Source organism: Chitinophaga sp. W3I9 (assembly GCF_050434025.1).
In the GTDB taxonomy this organism is placed as follows: Bacteria; Bacteroidota; Bacteroidia; order Chitinophagales; family Chitinophagaceae; genus Chitinophaga.
Window position 1 is genome coordinate 5,030,218 of the sequence record NZ_JBNPWC010000001.1, and the last position, 20,472, is coordinate 5,050,689.

General features: G+C 49.0%; 11 protein-coding genes. 7 read left to right on the plus strand and 4 right to left on the minus strand.

Going from position 1 to position 20,472, the window contains the following annotated elements:
• Positions 1-144 precede the first annotated feature (144 nt).
• From QFZ51_RS20600 to QFZ51_RS20625, 6 genes are all read left to right on the plus strand, one after another.
• Positions 145-699, plus strand: coding sequence for an RNA polymerase sigma factor (locus tag QFZ51_RS20600; RefSeq protein WP_370910661.1), 555 nt, complete (start codon positions 145-147; stop codon positions 697-699).
• Positions 700-739: 40 nt separating this feature from the next.
• Positions 740-1,918 carry a FecR domain-containing protein gene (locus QFZ51_RS20605; protein ID WP_429048460.1) on the plus strand — a complete coding sequence of 393 codons (1,179 nt, stop codon included), beginning with the start codon at positions 740-742 and terminating at the stop codon, positions 1,916-1,918.
• Between the two features lie 230 nt (positions 1,919-2,148).
• Positions 2,149-5,532, plus strand: coding sequence for a SusC/RagA family TonB-linked outer membrane protein (locus QFZ51_RS20610; RefSeq protein ID WP_429048461.1), 3,384 nt, complete (start codon positions 2,149-2,151; stop codon positions 5,530-5,532).
• A 10-nt stretch (positions 5,533-5,542) separates the two neighbouring features.
• Positions 5,543-7,003, plus strand: a complete 1,461-nt coding sequence (locus QFZ51_RS20615) for a RagB/SusD family nutrient uptake outer membrane protein (protein WP_429048462.1) — start codon at positions 5,543-5,545, stop codon at positions 7,001-7,003.
• A gap of 65 nt (positions 7,004-7,068) precedes the next feature.
• The gene (locus QFZ51_RS20620; protein WP_429048463.1) at positions 7,069-8,205 is read left to right on the plus strand and encodes a redoxin domain-containing protein; all 1,137 of its coding nucleotides are present in this window, start codon (positions 7,069-7,071) and stop codon (positions 8,203-8,205) included.
• A gap of 318 nt (positions 8,206-8,523) precedes the next feature.
• Positions 8,524-8,826, plus strand: a complete 303-nt coding sequence (locus QFZ51_RS20625; protein WP_429048464.1) for a hypothetical protein — start codon at positions 8,524-8,526, stop codon at positions 8,824-8,826.
• Between the two features lie 52 nt (positions 8,827-8,878).
• On the opposite strand, the gene QFZ51_RS20630 is transcribed toward QFZ51_RS20625, so the two are convergent.
• From QFZ51_RS20630 to QFZ51_RS20645, 4 genes are all read right to left on the minus strand, one after another.
• Positions 8,879-10,114, minus strand: a complete 1,236-nt coding sequence (locus QFZ51_RS20630; RefSeq protein ID WP_429048466.1) for a glycoside hydrolase family 88 protein — start codon at positions 10,112-10,114, stop codon at positions 8,879-8,881.
• A gap of 4 nt (positions 10,115-10,118) precedes the next feature.
• Positions 10,119-11,030, minus strand: a complete 912-nt coding sequence (locus tag QFZ51_RS20635; protein WP_429048467.1) for a DUF5017 domain-containing protein — start codon at positions 11,028-11,030, stop codon at positions 10,119-10,121.
• A gap of 17 nt (positions 11,031-11,047) precedes the next feature.
• The gene (locus QFZ51_RS20640; protein ID WP_429048468.1) at positions 11,048-13,081 is read right to left on the minus strand and encodes a RagB/SusD family nutrient uptake outer membrane protein; all 2,034 of its coding nucleotides are present in this window, start codon (positions 13,079-13,081) and stop codon (positions 11,048-11,050) included.
• Between the two features lie 86 nt (positions 13,082-13,167).
• Positions 13,168-16,224 carry a SusC/RagA family TonB-linked outer membrane protein gene (locus QFZ51_RS20645; RefSeq protein WP_429048470.1) on the minus strand — a complete coding sequence of 1,019 codons (3,057 nt, stop codon included), beginning with the start codon at positions 16,222-16,224 and terminating at the stop codon, positions 13,168-13,170.
• A 270-nt stretch (positions 16,225-16,494) separates the two neighbouring features.
• Between QFZ51_RS20645 and QFZ51_RS20650 the strand changes: the two genes are divergently transcribed.
• Complete coding sequence (locus tag QFZ51_RS20650; protein WP_429048472.1) at positions 16,495-20,466, plus strand: two-component regulator propeller domain-containing protein; 3,972 nt, start codon at positions 16,495-16,497, stop codon at positions 20,464-20,466.
• Positions 20,467-20,472 lie beyond the last annotated feature (6 nt).

The window sequence follows — 20,472 nt, forward strand, 5'->3', positions numbered from 1 at the left end:
GGATTTTTTCTTTTATTTTAGAACCTCCTCTATAAATTACACTAACCATTACTTTCTTATCATTTTTTGCCCTAGTTTGCGAAATAATCCAGCCTTAAAAAATAATTGTCGTCTAACCAAACATATACTGAAAAGGAGCTGCTTTTGCGCATTGCTGAGGGGGACGAAACTGCTTTTGCAGCTTTATTTAACCTTTACTCCACACCATTGGCTTTACTCGCTTTACGCATGCTCCACAGTGAGCCGGCCAAACAGGAGGTGTTACAGGAAGTTTTTATTAAGATATGGCTGAACAGGGACCGGCTAAGAGACGTACAGCTCCCGGGGCCCTGGCTGAGAAAAATCACCATCCATGAATGTTTGCAATACCTCCGCAAAACATCCTTGTATAATACCAAGCTGGGCGACCTTCACCAGGAAGACGCCAGCTTCAACCACGCATTGAGTAGCATTTCGGTGAAAGAAATACAATATGCGGTGAAACGCGCGCTCCAGGTAATGTCCCCACAGCGCAGAACCATTTATGAGCTGAGCCGGGAAAAAGGGCTGAGCACAAAAGAAATCGCCGCTCATCTCGGCCTTTCAGACGGATATGTACGCAATGCCATCAGCGCTGCCCTTCAAACCATCCGCAGTTTTCTGCCAGACTCCGCCCGCTTGCCCGCCATTATTATTTTTTTACTTTTTTTCAGAAAGTGATAGTGACAAGTCTTTCTTTCCCGCATCTTATATATAGCGCATGGAAAATACACGCATATATTACCTGGCAGGTCAATACCTGGATAAAAGCCTGAGCGACGCCGAGCAGGTGGAGTTTCAGCAGCTGTTACAGGCCCCTGATCACCAGGAGGCATTACAGGCAGCCTTTGATGAGCTGGCAGGCGAGCTGGATATGAACGCCACGCAGGACGAGGCACTGTTGCCTTTATTGCAGCGGGCCTTAAACAGCGACAAGCCCGCGCGCCGCATTCACTTCCTGCCTCGCCGGAGTCGGGCAGCGGCTTCCATCATCCTGCTGGTCCTGGCCGCAGGCGCCTATTTCTGGCTTGCCCATAAAAAAAATACGCCGCCAGCTGCTATGGCTGCTAAGCCCACAGACATTGCCCCCGGCAGGGAGGGCGCCATCCTTACCCTGGCCGATGGCTCCCGGGTAACGCTGGATAGTCTCCACAACGGCGTGATCGCGAAACAGAACGGCACGCAGGTGGTACTGGCAAACGGGCAACTGGCCTACGATCCAGCAGGAGCGTCCAACGGGGAAATCGTATTCAATACGATGTCTACTCCAAAAGGCCGGCAATTCCGGGTCACTTTACCGGATGGCACGCAGGTGTGGCTGAATGCAGCCAGTTCAATACGCTACCCTACGCTGTTTTCAGGTGAAGAAAGAAAAGTAGCAATTACCGGCGAAGCCTATTTTGAAGTAGCGAAAAATGCGGACATGCCCTTCCGGGTGAGCGTGAACAATAAAGTGGAAATAGAAGTGCTGGGCACACATTTTAACGTGAATGCTTACGAAAATGAACAAACGATTGCCACTACCCTGCTGGAAGGATCGGTACGTGTGGCGGGCTTCGCCAACGGGCGCCAACCGGGCAACGCAGTGCTCCGGCCAGGCCAGCAGGCGCAAATCGGAAACGCCGCGAAAACGGGCATTCGGGTGATTGAAAATGCCAACACCGATAAAGTGATGGCCTGGAAAAATGGCATCTTCTATTTTGATGGGGTGAGCTTCGCGGAAATCATGCGCCAGATGGAGCGATGGTATGATATCGAAGTCGTGTATGAAAAAGGCATTCCGGATATTGAGTTTGAAGGGGAAATGACCAAAGACGTTTCGTTAAACGGCCTGCTGGTGATGCTTGGCAGAGCTGGTATACATTTCCGCCTGGAAGGCAGGAAGCTGATTGTGCAATAATACCTTTATTATAAAAACCGTCACAGCGCTAACTGTGACGGTGGATGAATTTAATTAGTCAAAAAAACGGTCTACCAACCACTTTTATTAACAACCAAATCTGCTGCAAATCTATGCAAAAAAAATGCTATTGCCCTCCTGTTCGTGCGGGGCAGCACCCGGGCATTGCGCAATCCGTCAATGAAGGATTCAGCAAGCCCTTTAGAAAAAGAACCAAAATCCTGAGGGCTATGAAATTAACGACCTTCTTATTAACTGCTGCTTTTATTCATGCCCACGCCGCCAGCATGGCGCAGCATGTCACCATCTCCGGCCGGAACCTGACGTTGAAGCAGGTGTTCACCGCTATTAAAAAGCAAACGGGCTATGTACTGCTAAATCAGAAAGGCGTGCTGGCCGATGCCAAACCGGTGTCACTTTCTGCTGATAACCTGCCATTGCGGGAGCTGCTGAATGATGTCTTTAAAAACCAACCTTTAGAATATGTGATCGAAGGCAAGACCATTCTTGTTTCCCGAAAACTTCCGGCTGCGCCTTCGGGCCAGCTGGCTTCTTCTTCCGCCCCCCCTGCTGCCACATTCATTCCTGTTAAAGGTTTTATCCGTTCCGTCGACGGACAACCTTTAGCGGGAGTGAATATTGTGATTACAGGAACCAATAAGGGAACTACTTCTGTTGCCAACGGCTCTTTTTCTTTTGATGCGAATACGGGAGATGTTATTAAAGTATCTGCTGTCGGCTTCGCTCCGCTCCTCCTGCGTTTCACCGGTAGTAATTTCCAGGTAGTGTCATCTGAACTGCCTGCCAAACACAAGTCTTCCGGAGTTGAAGGAACTTCTGCCGGCGCTTCAAAACTGGTTTCGGGCAATCCTTCTGCGCTCCTTATCCAGCTGGCATTAAGCACTTCACCCATAGATGAAGTGCAGATAACGGCCTATGGTACAACCACCAAAAGATTTAATGCCGGTAACATTACTACGGTTACATCAAAAGAGATAGAAAAAAATCCCGTAAATAATGTGCTGGAAGCGTTGCAGGGAAAGGTGCCCGGATTATTTATCCAGCAGGTAACCGGTCAGCCAGGGGGCGCATTTACCGTGAGGATGCGCGGCTCCGCCAACCTCACCACCGGGGCCACACAACCGATGATCATCGTGGACGGTGTACGTTACCCGGGCGGCACATTACCTCTTTCCAATAATACCTCCTACGGCACGCAAACTTTTCTGCAGGGAGGCAGTGGCCTGAATTACATCAATCCAAACGATATTGAAAGCATTGATGTGCTCAAAGATGTGGACGCCACTGCTATTTACGGTTCCTCCGGCGCCTATGGTGTGATCCTGATTACCACAAAGAAATCCAGGTCTACCCAACAGTCGTTCAATGCCAATATCTACACCGGCGTATCAGTGAACGGGCAAACACCCACATTGCTCAATACCGATCAATACCTGATGCTCCGCCGCGAAGCGCTGGCAAATGATAAACTGGAAATACCGGCCGGCGATAATGATCTGAATGGTGTCTGGCCTGCCGACCGATACACCAACTGGCGGAAAGAATTCATGGGAAAATCGGCTGCAACTTCTAATGTGAATCTTTCTTACAGCGGAGGTGCACAAAACACCACGTACCTGATCAGCGGAAGTCTCCGTGATATGGGTAACATACAACGCCACCGCGGATCAAACAGGGATGGCTCTCTCCGGTTTGCGTTAAACACCGGCAGTACCAACAATAAATTCAGTTTAGCCCTAGGCGGTACTTATCTCTCTTCAAAAAATGATATGGTGCCCTACGATTTTTCAGTCAGCGCGCTGACTCCTCCCAATGCACCACCAGCTTATAACGAAGACGGGAGTATCAACTGGGCGTCGATCGGAAGCGACCTAAACAGCAGCGGCACCGCCAGCAACGCTAACAGGCTGTATAAAAACGTAACGAATAATCTCCTGGCCAATGCAACGCTCACTTACCGGCCGGTCAAAAAAGTGACCCTCCGCAGTATTTTTGGCTACAATACCATTAACGGAAAGGAACTGATCGGCTATCCCACAACAGTATTTAATCCCACTAACACCCAGGCCCCTACGCAAACGGTAGGCATACTTCATCAGTATAATACGCGCTCCATCACTATTTCACCATATGGCGAATACAATACTTTAATCAGTAAGAAAGGTGATTTAAGCATTAAACTGGGCGGCGAGGTCAACAACCAGGTAACGTATTTTGACGACATCACCGGAACCGGATTTCCTTCTGATGCCTTGCTGAATAACCCTTCTGCGGGATCTACGGTAACTACTAATTACAATCTTACGGAGTACCGGTCCATTGGTATGTATGGAATTATAAAATTTGTATGGGACGATAAATATATTATCGATATCAATACACGGCGCGATGGTTCTACCAAGTTTGGCCCTGGCCGCCGTATCGGGAACTTTGGTTCTGCAGCGCTGGCCTGGATTTTCAGCCAGGAAAAGCTGATCACTGATCACCTGCCGTGGCTCAGCTTTGGTAAGATAAGGATCAGCAGCGGCGTGGTAGGCGGCGATGCCATTGGTGATTTCCGGTACCTGGAAACATATAGCGTCATCGGCGGATCGTATGATGGAAAAGTTGGATTAACACCCAACTCGCTTCCCAATCCCCTGCTGAACTGGGAACGTAATTTTAACTCGGAAGCCGGTCTGGAGCTGGGATTTTTTCACGACCGGATTATGACCGACTTTAGCTATTACTCCAATCGTGCCGGCAATCAGCTGCTGGGGCAGCCCTTATCAACTGTTACCGGCTATCCCAGCTATACCTTAAACTCCGATGCGCTGATACGTACCAGTGGTATGGAAATCAGCCTGAGTTCCACCAATATCAAGAACAGGCATTTTACCTGGTCAACAAGGTTCAATATGTCCATACCCAAAAGCAAACTGCTGAGATTACCATCGAGTACTCAAAATGCCAACTATGTGCTGAACAAACCCGTTACCGGTAAACTACTCTATAAATACAACGGGGTAAACCCGGAAACCGGTAACTACAGTTTTACCGATGCGAAAGGAAATGTGGCTGACTACTCGGGAGGATTAACACAGGCCGATAAAACCGAGTTTGTTGACCTGGCGCCGAAATACTTTGGCGGACTGCAGAATTCCTTTACCTATAAAGGGCTGACACTCGACTTCACCTTCAATTTCACCAGCCGCACAGGACAAAACTTTCTTGGTCAAACCGCCTTTCCTTTCGGGCTCTATGGCTTAAATGGTTCTACTATCTGGTTGCGCCGCTGGCAACAACCTGGCGACATAACCGATATTCCAAAGTTAAGCTCCCAGTTCACCAGCATCTTCCGGCAAGGCCTCCTGCAAAGCAGTACCGGCGGCTACAGCGACGCCACTTACGCACGGCTACAGAATGTAAGCATTCGCTATAGTTTCAGCCCGGAAGTAAACAAAATGCTGCATCTCAAAAATCTGTCGGTGTACCTGCAGGGACAAAACCTCCTTACCATTTCCAAATTCGATGGCCTCGATCCGGAAAACCTGAATGCAGGCGTAATCCCGCCACTGCGCGTATTTACAACCGGAATTAATGTTACACTTTAATGCAATGAAAATGAAGATGATCTTTCCTGTCAATTATAGTTTTTCGAAACACCTGCTGGCCATCACCGCTTCGCTAAGCATCGCGCTAACCAGCTGCGAAAAATATTTGGATGGTACCCAGCTGCCGGCCAATACCATTGCTGCGGTGGATGTATATTCCACCGATAACATGGCATCAACAGTGGTTACCGGCATTTACCTCACCATGAACAATACCGGTCCTTTTACCGGTTCCGCGAATGCCAACATTGGCTATACCATGGGTTTGTATACCGATGAACTCAGCAGTTTGCTGACCGGTAACTTTGCAGATGTGTTCTACAAGAACGCGATACAAAGCGGGCAAAGCGGCAACTGGACCGACCTGTATAAAAAACTTTTCACCGTTAACACGGCTATCCAGGGCATCAACGCCAGCAAGGGTAACCTCGTTTATAAAAATCAATGGCTGGGTGAATGCTATTTCCTGCGCGCCTATTTTTATTATTACCTGGTCAATATTTATGGCCCGGTACCGCTGGCGCTGACGAACGATTACACGGTAAACAACCGGTTGTTCCGCGTCCCGGAAGCTGATGTGTACCAGCAAATTATTGCCGATCTCAAAATGGCTCAATCCCTTTTAGACAATGAGTATAAAAATGGTTACGGGGTTACTACCACTAACCGTTTCCGCCCCAACAAAGCCGTGGCTACCGCTATGCTGGCCAGGGTGTACCTCTATGCAAAAGACTGGGCCAATGCCGAAGCGCAGGCGGGTGAACTGATCAGCAACACCAATTATGCGATGCTGCCAATCAACCAGGTATTTCTTGCCAACAGCAGGGAAACCATCTGGGCACTGGCGACCAACAGCCCGAAATTCACCAATGAATATGCCTTCTACAACAATGGTATGCCGGAAACGATTGTGCCGCCGCAAAGTCCTGCTTCCTCCAGTGTATTCGTTAAGCTGAGCAACCTCTTGAAGGACACTTTTGAACCCGGCGATGCACGCTTCACCAACTGGGTGCGTACCTCCACAGTGGCGGCCTCTTCTACCGCCCCGACAACGGTGTACTATTTCCCGGCCAAATATAAATCCGCGTCCACCAATGCGGAGTACCAGGTACTGCTGCGGCTTTCAGAGCAATACCTGATCCGGGCGGAAGCCAGGGCCATGCAAAATAAAAGTAATGCCATGGAAGATTTGAATGTAGTGCGTTTACGCGCGGGCCTCGGAGCGCTGCCGGCAGGTACACAGGCCAGTTTGCTCAAGGCTATTGCCAAAGAAAGGCAAACCGAACTGTTTACAGAATGTGGCCATCGTTTTTTCGATCTGAAACGCACCGGCGCCATCGATGCCGTAATGGCCACCGTAGCGCCAACCAAACCCACTACCTGGATGAGCTATATGTCTTACTGGCCGATACCGCCCGCTGACCTCCTCCAAAATCCGAATTTAACGCCCAACCCGGGATATCTTCAATAACCTGATTAACGGACAAGATGGTGGTGAAACAAATCATCCTGTCCGTTCTCAACACATCAATTTTCATGAAGAAAATTTTTATACTGGCAGCTATGCTGGCGCCGGGATGGGTATCAGCCCAGTCCGGCAAATACACGCTAACCATCAAACTACCTGCGCTTACCACCTCTGCAAAGGCTTACCTGATAACAAACTACGGCTGGAGCAACCAGCAGGTCCTCGACTCAGCGATGCTGAATAAAGGTGCTTTCCGGTTTAGCGGGCAGGTGAAAGATCCTGCGATGGTGCATGTACTCATTGATCATACCGGAAAAGATTTCGCAAAATGGAAGAAGACTGCTGATGTTAATGATTGCTACCTGGAAAAAGGGGCTATTCAAATTACCGGCACCGATTCTGTAATCCATGCAGCAATTACAGGAGGTCCTGTGAACAATGATTACAAGCGGTACAAACACACGGTGCTGTTCCGCAGGGAACAGCTGGGCAAAGCCGTGGACTCCATGTTTCGCACTGCAACACAACAGCAAAAAAAAGATCCCCACTTTATAGATACGGTGATGAAACAATACCAGATCGTTTCAAAAGAAACAGACTCTTTGAAATATGTTTTCATCCGTCAAAATCCTGCATCATACATCTGCCTCGCTACCTTGATTGAGGTAGCAGGCAAGGATGTGGATGTACCGCGTATTGCGCCTTTTTTCAAAAGACTTTCCCCGGCATTGCGCAACACCGGAACCGGTAAACAATTTGCGAAAAAGCTGTATAATCTGGGACGACTTTCAATTGGTGTATTGGCGCCGGATTTCACACAGAACGATGTGAACGGTAAACCGGTTAAGCTTTCTGATTTCAAAGGAAAATATACGCTGGTCGACTTCTGGGCATCCTGGTGCGGGCCCTGCAGGGCAGAAAATCCCAACGTACTGAAAGCATACCTGGCATTCAAGCAGAAAAACTTTACGATCGTTGGCGTATCACTGGATACCAACAAAGACGCATGGCTTGGTGCAGTGAAGAAAGACGACCTGCCCTGGCAACAGTTATCCGATCTGAAAGGATGGAAAAACGAAGCAGGTAAACTGTATGAAGTAAGCGCCATTCCGCAAAACTTCCTCCTTGATCCGCAGGGACGTATCATCGCCAAAAACCTGCGCGGCGAGGCCCTGATAGAAAAGCTACAGGAACTGATGCCGTAACACTTTTATACTGCGTGATCGGCCAGTTTACGGCTGATCACGCGGGTATAACCGTTAATTAATACTAACCACTGTTAAACAGTGTTAAGCCCCCATCTCGGGCAAAAACCGCCAAATACAATACTGTAAAGCTATACAGCTTACCGGCATACTGAACCATTCCCGGCGTAACCATCCGGGTACTTTAAACTTCGCAACTCCACGGCTATCTTAGATATATGCTGAACTAATTCCTTTCCACCCCGTACTGTGGTTACTGGATGTTTTCAGTATGCACCAGAAAATTAAATCTTTTAAAAAACTCAAAAACGCACAATTATGATGAAGCATTTTTTTGTAGCAGGTTTGTTAATGGCAACACTGGCATCTGTAAAAACCTATGCACAACAACCGCAGCAACAGGATCGTGAAGGATTCTTTAAAAAGATCGATACCGATGGGGATGGTAAACTCAGCAAAGCTGAGGTCGATTCAGCAGCAAAGGACAACAAGCGGCTTTCCAGGTTAAGCGAAAATTTCGCCGCCATAGACACCAATAAAGATTCTTTCCTTGATAAAGATGAACTGAAGGCATATAGAAAAAGCCAGGGTCCCCGTAAAAAAGAAGAGGGCAATCAATAACACTAAAAACGACAGGCATCCGGATAACCAGGTGCCTGTCGTTTTTTATGCACTAATCCAGTAAAGCATTATACCGTTGCAATGCTTCTAAAAAATAATAATCCGCGTACACCAGCGGCACATCAATTTCTGCATTATGCGGGATACTTCCCACGCTGTGCATCAATATAAAATTGCCGTTCTTTTCCTCCGGTGCCCGGTACGCAGTACCTGCGAGTGAATGCAGTATGGTGATCGCTGCCTGGCGGTATTGCTCCCCCTTACCCTTGCCGGCATAACCACTCAGCTCAAATAGTGCTGATGCCACAATAGCGGCGGCAGACACATCGCGGTATTTTGTTTTCACCTTGTTGGCATTGGAACGCACACCTGGAACATATCCATTCTCCTGTACATTAAAATCCCAATAGGGTACTTTATCTTCCGGAAGATTTTTATTATCCAGGAACCAGTCGGCCATACCGGTAGCAGTTTTGAGGAAACGCGGGTCATGTGTTTCCCGGTAGATCATGGTAAAACCATAGATGCCCCATGCCTGGCCACGCGACCAGGTAGAATTATCGGCGTACCCCTGCGCAGTTTCGCGTGCCAGCACCTTACCATTGGTGGTATCATAACATACCACATGGTAGGAACTGTAATCCGGCCGTATCTGGTTGCGCATGGCGGTTTCCGCGTGGCTCACTGCAATGTGGCGGAAGCTGGTATCGCCGGTTTCTTTAGCTGCAAAAAACAACAGCTCCAGGTTCATCAGGTTGTCGATGATCACGGGATAGTAGTATAGCTGCTGACTATGCCACGATTTAAAGGCATTCCACGATTTAATGCTCCGTGTTACCGGGTTAAAACGGGTGCTGAGCGAGCGGGCGCCCTGGATAAGGATATCCCGGTACGCTTTGTTGCCGGTAATCCGGTAAGCGTTGCCATAGCTGCAATACATCATAAAACCAAGATCATGGTGTTGTGTAAAATCCTTCAGCGGCTTTAACTTCTCCGTCCACTTAACAGCTTCCTGTTTCAGCGCGGGATCTTTGGTTTGTTCATATGCATACCAGAGTGAGCCCGGAAAAAAACCGGGTGTCCAGTCGTACATCGATGTAGTAATCATCTTCCCCTCTTTGTTGATCGTCCTGGGAAAGGCCAGGCTGTCGCGGGATTCCGTGTCCTTCAGCATATGCTTAAGCTGCTGCCGGGCAAAGCCTGCATTACTGCTGATAAAGTCCTTCTCCCCGCCCACCGTGTAGGCAGTGATGCCGGCGGCTAAAATAAAATAAAGCAATGGTTTCATATTCTTATGGTGTCACTTTAATGATCAGTTCCCGTATAACCTTCTTTTCTTCATCCAGTGTGTGGTTAAAAGCCACGAAGGTGGCCTTGTATACGCCCGGCGCCGGATAAGCATAAGCATATTCTTCTTTATCCGGTTCATTGATACTCTTGATGCCGGTACTTACATCTCCCGGAACACGGCCCGCGTATAATGGTTTGGTGACAATCCAGCTGGTATTTGTAGCTGCGCTGCCACCACCACCGGTAATTTTAAGATCTGTGGCAGAAGCTGTCCAGCGGCCGTTGGAAGGGCTCCATACATTGCCGTAGCGTGTCCAGTAAGCCACATCGGCCGACAAAGAACTGATCAAAACCGTTTTCTCCGCTAACACATTGTTCACGGTAAATTCGGTGATCGTCCAGGTACGCTGTGTGGAACCTGTTACGCCGCTGTATTTGAAAGCAATGAAGAGTGAATCATTTTCGTTAGCCACAAGGTCTGTCAGATCAGCCGTACCAAAAGGCACTACGGTGGCGCTGGTAGCCAGTGCCCCGCGATCATTGATATTCGTCCATGCGGCATTTACTACAGAAGCGGAATCAAGGCCGGGTAGTTTATTGGTGGCCAGTACCTGCAGGGTATTTTTTTGCGTACCAAATTCCGATTTTGAGGAAAAACTCAGCGTGATCTTTCCCAGTTTGTTTGCAGACGTGCGGCCATCGTAGCGCTTGCCTGGTTCCCCGGAATAGAAGGTCACATTGCCTGCACTGCCGCTGAACCTGAAGCGGGTAGTGTCTCCCAGGCGATAGGTAAACGTGTCTGATACCAGCCTTGCAGGATCAAGGGCTACATTAAAATCCGGCGTATCTATTTCCAGTGTTTTAGAACAAGCCACCGCAAGGAAAGACAACAGTATGATGAATGATTTTTTCATGTGGATGTTTTTAAGAATTACCAGCCTGCGTTTTGTGTCAGTAAGCGGTTTAGATTGAGTTCGTAAGTTGGCTTCGGCAGCATCACGTGCCTGGCGCTTATATTGCGTACTCCTTGCAAACCGTTAGGATTACCTGTGGAGGTTACGCCCGCACCGTTAGCGGTAGCCCAGGATGCGAAGTTCTGCATGTCTGATACAAAACTGCCCCACCGGATCAGGTCCGCTTTTCTCACGGCTTCAAAACACAGCTCCCGCATTCTTTCATCGCGGATGGCCAGCTGGAATGCATCTTTACTAAGACCCGGTGTAAGATCTGATTCACTACCGGTAGTGATGGTGGCAGTAGCCGTAGCTGCGGTACCTGCATAGGTGAATACAGCGCCGGTCACCGCAGGATCAGAAGCGCCGGAGGTATGACTGGGTGGCGTATTAGTAGCAGTGCCTGCCGTTGTTACCGTGTACAGCATACCGCCATTGGTGACTTGTGTGCCTGTGGTATAGCTGGCGCCCGGCGTCCAGAAGGTGCCTATCACTACCACAGGCGAAGTAGTATAGTAGGAGCCTACCGTCAATGCACCAGGGCTGTTCAGGTAAATACCCGTTATCTTGCCGCTGGTAAGGATCGCTGTTCCTGTAGCGCCGTTACCGCCACCGCCAGTAATCGTTACCGCGGGCATTTTCGTATAGCCATCACCGGTACTCACCATCGTAATGGATTTTACTACGTTGCCATTCATCAGTCCATATCCTCTTTTGCGCACCTGGTTCACATAGTTATAAGCATTCGTAGGGCCGTTCACGTAGTTTTCTGCTTCCGCGCGCATCAGCAATACATCTGAGTAGCGGATCATGGGCCAGTTGATATTGTACGTGCCGCCTACACCATTGGTGTTACGGATCGCCTGCGGTACATATTCTCTTCTGAATTTGCCGGCGCACATCTGCCAGGGATTAGGACGGGCTGCTTTTACGCGGGGATTTGTTCCGCTGTAAATATAGTTGGCGCAGTTCCAGTCGCGGCGGATATCCAGCGAAGGTTTGTTTGGTAAAAGGGTACTGTTGGGATCTGTTTCATAAGCATCGAACAGCTTTTTAGTGGCCCATACCCATGCGGCGGAGTTGTAGGAGGTAGAGTCCAGGGCAGTCAGCGTAGACTGGATCCCCACAAAGTTACCGATATCATTCCCCGACTTGTTCACCACACCGGCAGCGGCGCCCAGTGAGCCCAGCTCCCAGATATTTTCTCTTACATCATATTGATCTGTAGCCAGGTTGATGAACACCTGGCGGTAATCGGGGTTCAATGCATGAAGGCCGGAGAGGATCACTTTATCTGTATAGGTGATCACATCCTGGTATTTGGCGGTATTGTTTTGCGGATAACCAGCCCAATAAAGATATACACGTGCCAGCATCGCCTGCACGGCGGAGAGTGTCACTACCTCGTTGAATTTCGCCTGGGTGATGGTATAATCTTTCAGCAGCACTTCTGCTTCTTTCATATCCTTCTCAATTTGTACATACACGTCTGCCTGCTTTACCTGCGGAATGTTCACATCATTGATAGCGGGTGTGTGAAGTACTACAGGTACATCTCCATAATTACTGGTAAGAATGAAGTACAGGAACCCGCGGAGGAACAATGCCTGCCCTTTGATGATATTCCGGCGGGATGCATCCATCGTTGGTTTATCGATGTTATCCAGTAACGAATTAAGATTATTGATGCCTACGTATGCATAACGCCAGATGTTGGCAATATGCACAAGGGAGGCGTCGTAATTGTAACGGAGACCGCGTGCATCGCCATCTGTTGTGCGGTTAGACATTACCTCATCTGTGGTGGATACAAAGTTGAAGCCCATCACCTGTGCATACAGCTCTGGGCGCATCAGGTCGCCGTATACACCGTTCAGCGCCTGCTGGAGCTGTGCTTCCGTTCCGTAATAATTTGTGGTGGTATAAAAATCCGTTGGTTGCGTATCAAGGAATTTTTTGCAGGAAGTAAGCCCTGCTATTACTATACATGCCAGGATGCAAATACGTTTCATGTTCATCATTTTAGAAGGTTACATTTAAACCGGTCACATAAGACAATGAGTGCGGGTAAACGGCGTAATCGAAGCCGGGGGTAAGGTTACCAGGCCTGCCGTTCACCTCGGGATCCATACCGGAGTACTTCGTCCATGTATAAATGTTTTGGGCAGCACCGTAGATACGCACATTCTTTATCTTCGCACGTTTCAGCAATGCGCCCGGCACATTGTACCCCAGGGGAAACCGTTCTCAGTTTCAGGTAAGAACCGTCTTCAATCACGCGGGAAGAATAAGCTGCATTGCCCATACCGCCTGCGCGGAACATGGCGTTGCTGGGGTTGGTGGGCGTCCAGCGTTTGGCATAACTGGCAAACTGGTTCAGGTTCGGATTATTTACAATACCGCCTTCAAATACGTACCGGTTGGCATTGATAATATCATTGCCATAAGACCACTGCAATAATACGTTCAGATCAAAATTGCGGTAACGGAAATCATTGCTGAAACCACCGGTATGTTTTGGTAAACCACTGCCAATAATGGTGTAGTCCTGGTTGTTCACCTGGAGATCGCCGTTCAGGTCTTTATACTTAATGTCACCCGGACGGATAGCGTTGCGCGCCGCGCCATTGGTGGGCACATCCGGCTTCAGCAGATAGGTGTTATTTGGCATTACATCGAAATCGGAATACTGGTATACTCCATCGAATACAAGGCCGTACATCTCTCCTAGCGGCCTTCCGATTACAGAGATATAAGGGAACAGACCCGAGTAAGTAGTATTGAAAAAAGTTCCGGAACCAGAGAGAATAGATTGTTGTCCTTCTGCCAGTGATTGTATTTTATTATTATTAAAGCTGATGTTAAAACTGCTGTTCCAGCCGAACTCCCTGGTATCCGCAATTACACCTGCCACCGTGATCTCCAGGCCTTTGTTCTGTAACTGACCCACATTTTTAAATCCCTGCGCGCTCTCTATGCCATGTGCATAAGGCAATGCGGCATTCAGCAGCAGATCCTTTGTAGTACGCAGATAGGCATCTACGGTGAGTGTCAGCCTGTTTTTCAGGAAGGCCATATCCAGGCCGATATTGGTTTGTTCGTTGGTTTCCCAGCGCAGGTCCGCGTTACCGGAAGATATCATCACCGAGCCAATACTCAGTGGTCCATTTCCCACGGAATACCAGTATTGATTGCTGGTGAGTTGTAACTGGGACAGGTAAGCAAAGTCGCCCACCCGGTTGTTCCCGGATGCGCCATAGCCCAGCCTGATCTTCGCATCAGAAATGAAACTTACATTTTTCATAAACTCTTCGCTGCTGAAGCGCCATGCAGCAGAAGCGGAAGGAAAGTATCCCCATTTGTTGCCGGCTGCGAATTTAGAGGAGCCGTCGGCACGGACAGACGCAGAGAAAAGATATTTTGAATTGTAATCGTAGTTCACGCGCAGTGCGCCGGAGGCCATTGTCCAACCGGAGCTAAGTGAAAGCAGTGAAGTATTGGCCGGCGCGGCCAGATCGATTCCGTCCAGTCCAAGGTCTTCATTGGGAATTTGATTTGCCGAAAACCTGCGTTGCGAATTTTTATATCCCTGCGCTTCCAGTACGCCGAGCACGGTGAGGTTGTGTAACTTGTTCCAGCTTTTGCGGTAGGTCAGCGAGTTTTCCGAACGCCAGAGTGAAGTGGGTTTGGTTTCCACGCTGCCATTCACGCCGTTGGCGTTCCATTTACTGCCGGATTGCGTTTTGGAGTTGTTGAAAATATTGATCTCAGTATTTACCGTGTTGATACCACCGGCTATACGAAGTGTGAGTCCATTGGTGATGGCATATTCCGCATACGCATTAGCGAACAGGTTGTTCACCTTGTTCATGGTATACTGGTTCTGTATATTCTGCAATGGATTCACGCGATAGTCCTGGTTATTTGCCAGTTCATTGCCCGGATCATAAAATTCATCCACGAGGTTCACACTGCTGTCGCGGCCGGCGATACTGGTCGTTGGCCGGAAGCCCCAAACGGAATACAATGTAGTTGCGGACGCATAAAAATTGGTGGCGGACACCGGTATCCCGTAGGTTTCATTGTAGGCGTAATTCGCATTGATACCCACTTTCAGCTTGCTGTTCACTGTTTGATCCAGTGAAAACCGGCCCTGGTATCTTTTAAAACCGCCATTAATAATGATCCCTTTCTGGTTATTGAAATTACCGGAGAGTGAATATCTCGTTTTATCATTTCCTCCCCGCACGGCAATGTCGTGGTTCTGGTTCTGACCTACGCGGTACACAAAGTCCTGCATATCTATGGATTCCTTGTTACGGTAATCTTCCAGTTTGGCCCCGCCGGCCAGGTATACGGAATCATAGATAGATGGGTTCACATCGCCCACATATTGTACAAACTCGTAGGCGTTCATTAACGGGATTTTGTTCGGCACCTGCTGCCAGCCATAGTACCCGTTATAGGTTACCTGCGGCGCGCCGGTTTTACCTTTTTTAGTGGTAATAAGAATAACGCCGTTGGATCCACGGGCGCCATAAATAGCAGTGGCGGACGCATCTTTCAATACGTCGATCGACTCAATATCACCCGGGCTGATCGCATTTGCGTTAGAACTTTCGGTAGGGAAACCGTCAATAACATAGAGCGGGGAATTATCCTGTGTGATAGACCCTGCACCGCGGATAACGATATTGGAGATAGAACCCGGCTGACCATCATTGCTCGCTACCGCGACCCCTGCTACCCTGCCGGCCAGCGCTTCGTCGAACGACTTTACCGGCGCTTTCGCAAAATCTTTCATGTTCACACTACCCACTGCCCCGGTCAGGTCTTTCCGTTGCTGGGTAGCATATCCCACTACTACCACATCGTTGAGTGTGCCGGCCTGTTCACTCATCTGCACATTATACTCTGTCCTGTTATCTACCGGCTGCTCTATCTTTCCGAAACCGACAAAGGAGAACACCAAAGTAGCACCAGGATTTACGGAAATAGTAAAACGTCCATTGCCATCTGTATGCGCGCCGGTCTTTTCATTTTTTACCATTACTGTCACACCTGGCAACGGTGTACCATCTTTGGCCTTTACAGTGCCGGACACTGTTTTCTTTTGTTGAGCAAAAAGGAAAAGCGGAAAAAGTAAGATCCACATGACTCCCGTAAAAAAATAATTGAAGGCGAAGCTGCACTCTCTCCCCCTGCTGGTTGATTGGCATGTCTTTTTCATAATAATTGTGGAATTGAGCGGAAATAACGGTTGATACACAAATATGTGGTAACCAGTTCAAATCACAGGGGGACAATCATAAATGATTGGGGTGAATTTTATAAATCCCCCTTCAACCTGCTGATTATCAGAATAATAAAGAATGATATTTATAAAAAACACCCATTTGCCCCAATACAATTCTTATATTAGAGCATGATTTCGAGGTGCTTCCCGTTCTTATGCCTGCTGCTCCTCGCTGCTTTTATAAAAAGCAGCGGGCAAAACGTTACGTTCAATCACCTCACCGTAGAAGATGGATTATCGCACAACGCGGTATTGTCTGTTGGAGAAGATGCCCAGGGATTCATCTGGTATGGTACACACTATGGCCTTAACCGGTATGATGGACATCGATTCAAAATTTATCGCCAGCAGGCAGGCGACAGCACCTCCCTTCCCGGTAACCAGATCATGAGCCTGTACCGTGACCGGAAAAATGTGTTATGGATAGGCACCTCCGCAGGGTTGGCGAAGTATGATCCTGAACAGGACCGTTTTCAACGCATCCAACTGGATCCCGGACGGCCAACAAACATTAATTGTATTTATGAAGATAGTAAAGGCCGCCGTTGGATCGGCGCCAACAACGGGCTTTATCTCCAGGAGGGTAACCGGCAGGAGTTTCTCATACCCGGTAAAATTGCCGGTTATGTAGTGCGTTGTGTGTATGAAGACAAGAAAGGCAATATCTGGATTGGCACCAGCAACGGCCTCACCAAAATGAGTGGCAATGATTTTGAAACATTCCGCCATGAAGACGGACAACCGGCCAGTCTGGCTATGAACTTTATCACTGCCATCACTGAGGATAAACTGGGCAGGTTATGGGTGGCTACACAAACCGGTGGTATTAATATATATGATCCTGCTACCGGCCGTTTTTCGTTACTGGCGCAACCAGCGATCATTAATAATATAGTAAGACGGGTACTTCGCGATAAAGCAGGCAACATGTGGGTGGGCACCCAGGAAGGACTCAGCATCATTGACCCGGTGACGATGACCAGCCGGCACTATCAGCAGGATCCCGGCAACAGCACCAGTCTTAGCCAGAATTCTATTCATAGCATCTACCAGGATAATAACGGTGTAATCTGGATGGGTACCTACTTCGGCGGCGTGAACATGGTGCATCCCTATGGCACGGCCTTTAGCGCCTGGCAGCAGCATCCCCCGCTCAATGGGATCAGCAACAATGTGATCAGCAGCATCCTTGAAGATGCGCAGCACAATTACTGGATCGGTACAGAAGGCGGCGGACTGAATTATTATAATCGCGCTACCCAACGTTTTACCAGCTATAAACATGATGCAAATAATCCTGCCAGCCTTGGGTCCAACCTGGTGAAAGTAGTGTATGAAGATAAAGACCACAACATCTGGACGGCCACGCATGGCGGCGGACTAAACCTCCTGCGGCAGGGTGGGTTTAAACGCTTCTTCTACGATACCAAAGATCCCGGCACCTTTTCCAGGGAAGTAACAGCCATACTGGAAGACAGCCGGAACCGGTTCTGGGTGGGCACCAATAACGCGCTCCACCTGCTCCACCGGAATGGCCACGAGCTGGAGAAACGGGCCGATTCTATTTTAACAGGTATTGCCGCCCGCCAATCGATCCGGTATATCCTGGAAGATTCACGCCACCGGATCCTGGTCGGTTCTATCAGCAACCTGTATGTGTTTGAGGCAGACACCATGCGGCTTATCCAGCCGGGTTATGTAAACTCCATACAGGAAGATTCAAAACACAACATCTGGGTGAGCATGTATTTCGGGGGCCTGGTTAAATATGATCCGGAGCTGAAGAAGCAAACGCGTTATACAGAAAAAGATGGTTTGCCGAACGATAACGTGATTGGGTTACTGGAAGATGATCAGCATAATTTATGGATTAGTACCTATAACGGCCTGGCACGTTTTGATCCCGGCCGCAACTCCTTCCAGACCTATACTGTAAGCGATGGCCTGGCGGGAAACGTATTTAATTACAACTCCTTTTTGCGGGACAGCCGCGGCGAATTTCTCTTCGGCGGCTATAACGGCATCACCAGTTTTTTCCCGGATCAGATCATTACTAATTCCCATCCATCCGTCATCCGGTTTACCGGTCTGCGGCTGTTTAACAAACCGGTAGCTATCGGCCAAGACAACGGACTGCTGAAACAGGATATCAGCTTTACGAAGGCGCTGCGTTTTCATCACGACCAGGAAGTATTTACGCTCGAATTTGCGCTGCTCAACTATGTAAAAAGCAGCAAAAACCGTTATGCATACCGGCTTGAAGGTGCGGACCGCGACTGGATTGAAACCAATAATCCGGCGGTAACCTATACCAATCTCTCTTCCGGTCATTATACATTTTGGGTAAAAGGCGCCAACAACGACGGCATCTGGAGCGCGCCCGCAAAGATGGAGATCACCATCCTGCCGCCATTCTGGCGAACCTGGTGGGCATATGGCATTTACGCATTGGGGCTTATCCTGCTGTTCTTCTTCGTGACCCGATTCTTTTTCCTGTGGGCCTTGCTGCGCAAAGAGGAAGAACTGCACCAGGTGAAGCTGAACTTCTTTACACATGTTTCCCATGAAATCCGTACCCACCTCACTTTTCTGCTGGTGCCGGTAGAAAAGATGATGGATATGCTGAAGAAAGACGATCCGCTGCAATCCACCCTGCTGCAGTTACGGAACAATGCCGACCGGTTGCTGAAGCTTGTAAATGAACTGATGGATTTCCGCAAAGCGGAAACCAATCACCTCAAACTGCATGTACAGGAACAGGACCTGATTCCTTTTCTTGATCATATATACACCAGCTTCCGCGAGCTTTCGCTCGACCGGAACATCAGCATGGTATTCGGTCATGATATGGACCACGCCTGGGTTTATTTCGACCGGGAGCAGCTGGAGAAAGTGTTCTTCAACCTGCTCAGCAATGCTTTTAAATTCACACCGGATGGGGGAAGCATCCAGTTGCACATTACCCATTCGCGGCAAAACACGGTGGTCACTGTCACTGATAATGGCCGCGGTATTGCACCCGAATACCTCGACAAGCTATTCACCAATTTTTTCCAGGTACAGGATCATGGCTTGCAGAACACCGGTTACGGCATCGGGCTGGCATTATCCAAAAACATTGTGGAACAGCATAAAGGAACGCTGACCGTGGAAAGCGAACCTTCTACTGCGGTAAAGGAGGGCCGCACCTGTTTTACGGTTGCCCTGCCTACCGGCGCCAAACATTTTGAAGGTACCCAACACACCGTAGGCGGAGTGCCTGCCATGCCCGCGGCGCCGGTAAAAGCGACGCTGGCGCCGGAAACCCCGGATACTCTTATCACAGCTGCACCGCAACCCTTCACCATTCTTATAGTGGAAGACAACCCGGAGCTGCGTACTCTCATCAGTCAAACTTTCCGGGATCAATACCTGGTACTGGAAAGCGTGAACGGGGCAGATGGCTTGGCTACAGCCACCGCACAAATCCCCGACATTGTGATCAGCGATGTGATGATGCCCGAAATGGATGGCCTGCAGCTTTGCCAGGCGCTTAAAACAGATGAGCGCACCAGTCATATTCCTGTAGTGCTGCTCACTGCCAAAAGTTCCCAGGCCGATCATGTAAGCGGTCTTGAAACCGGGGCAGATCTCTATCTTACCAAACCTTTCAGTACCCGTGTGCTGGCGCTCAACGTCCGCAACCTGGTTGCTTCCCGCGAAAAAATGCGCGAACGCTACAGCCGCCAGCTGCAAACAGAAACGGAAGTACCGGATGCGTTGCCCAGCAGCCTGGATAACGCTTTCCTCGAAAAAGTGATCGCATTGGTGGAAGAGCATATGGACAACCCCGACTTCGGCGTGGATATGCTGGCCCGGAAGGTAGCCATGAGCCAGCCCGTGCTGTACAAAAAACTGAAGGCCGTCACTAATATGTCGGTGAACGACTTCGTAAAATCGCTGCGGTTGAAAAAAGCGGCCTCCCTGATACGCACCCGTGAGCATACCGTATACCAGGTGGCGTACATGGTGGGGTACAACGACCGGAAATATTTCAGCCGCGAATTCAAGAAACAGTTCGGTAAAACGCCTTCCGAGTTTGCGGAAGCCCCTGATTTGTGAAAATTC

Excerpts from the sequence above, each read along its gene's own strand:
- QFZ51_RS20615 (WP_429048462.1), top strand. The coding sequence starts at position 5,543 with ATGAAGATGATCTTTCCTGTCAATTATAGTTTTTCGAAACACCTGCTG.
- QFZ51_RS20640 (WP_429048468.1), bottom strand. The coding sequence starts at position 13,081 with ATGAAACGTATTTGCATCCTGGCATGTATAGTAATAGCAGGGCTTACT.
- QFZ51_RS20625 (WP_429048464.1), top strand. The coding sequence starts at position 8,524 with ATGATGAAGCATTTTTTTGTAGCAGGTTTGTTAATGGCAACACTGGCA.
- QFZ51_RS20605 (WP_429048460.1), top strand. The coding sequence starts at position 740 with ATGGAAAATACACGCATATATTACCTGGCAGGTCAATACCTGGATAAA.
- QFZ51_RS20650 (WP_429048472.1), top strand. The coding sequence starts at position 16,495 with ATGATTTCGAGGTGCTTCCCGTTCTTATGCCTGCTGCTCCTCGCTGCT.
- QFZ51_RS20630 (WP_429048466.1), bottom strand. The coding sequence starts at position 10,114 with ATGAAACCATTGCTTTATTTTATTTTAGCCGCCGGCATCACTGCCTAC.
- QFZ51_RS20635 (WP_429048467.1), bottom strand. The coding sequence starts at position 11,030 with ATGAAAAAATCATTCATCATACTGTTGTCTTTCCTTGCGGTGGCTTGT.
- QFZ51_RS20645 (WP_429048470.1), bottom strand. The coding sequence starts at position 16,224 with ATGTGGATCTTACTTTTTCCGCTTTTCCTTTTTGCTCAACAAAAGAAA.
- QFZ51_RS20620 (WP_429048463.1), top strand. The coding sequence starts at position 7,069 with ATGAAGAAAATTTTTATACTGGCAGCTATGCTGGCGCCGGGATGGGTA.
- QFZ51_RS20610 (WP_429048461.1), top strand. The coding sequence starts at position 2,149 with ATGAAATTAACGACCTTCTTATTAACTGCTGCTTTTATTCATGCCCAC.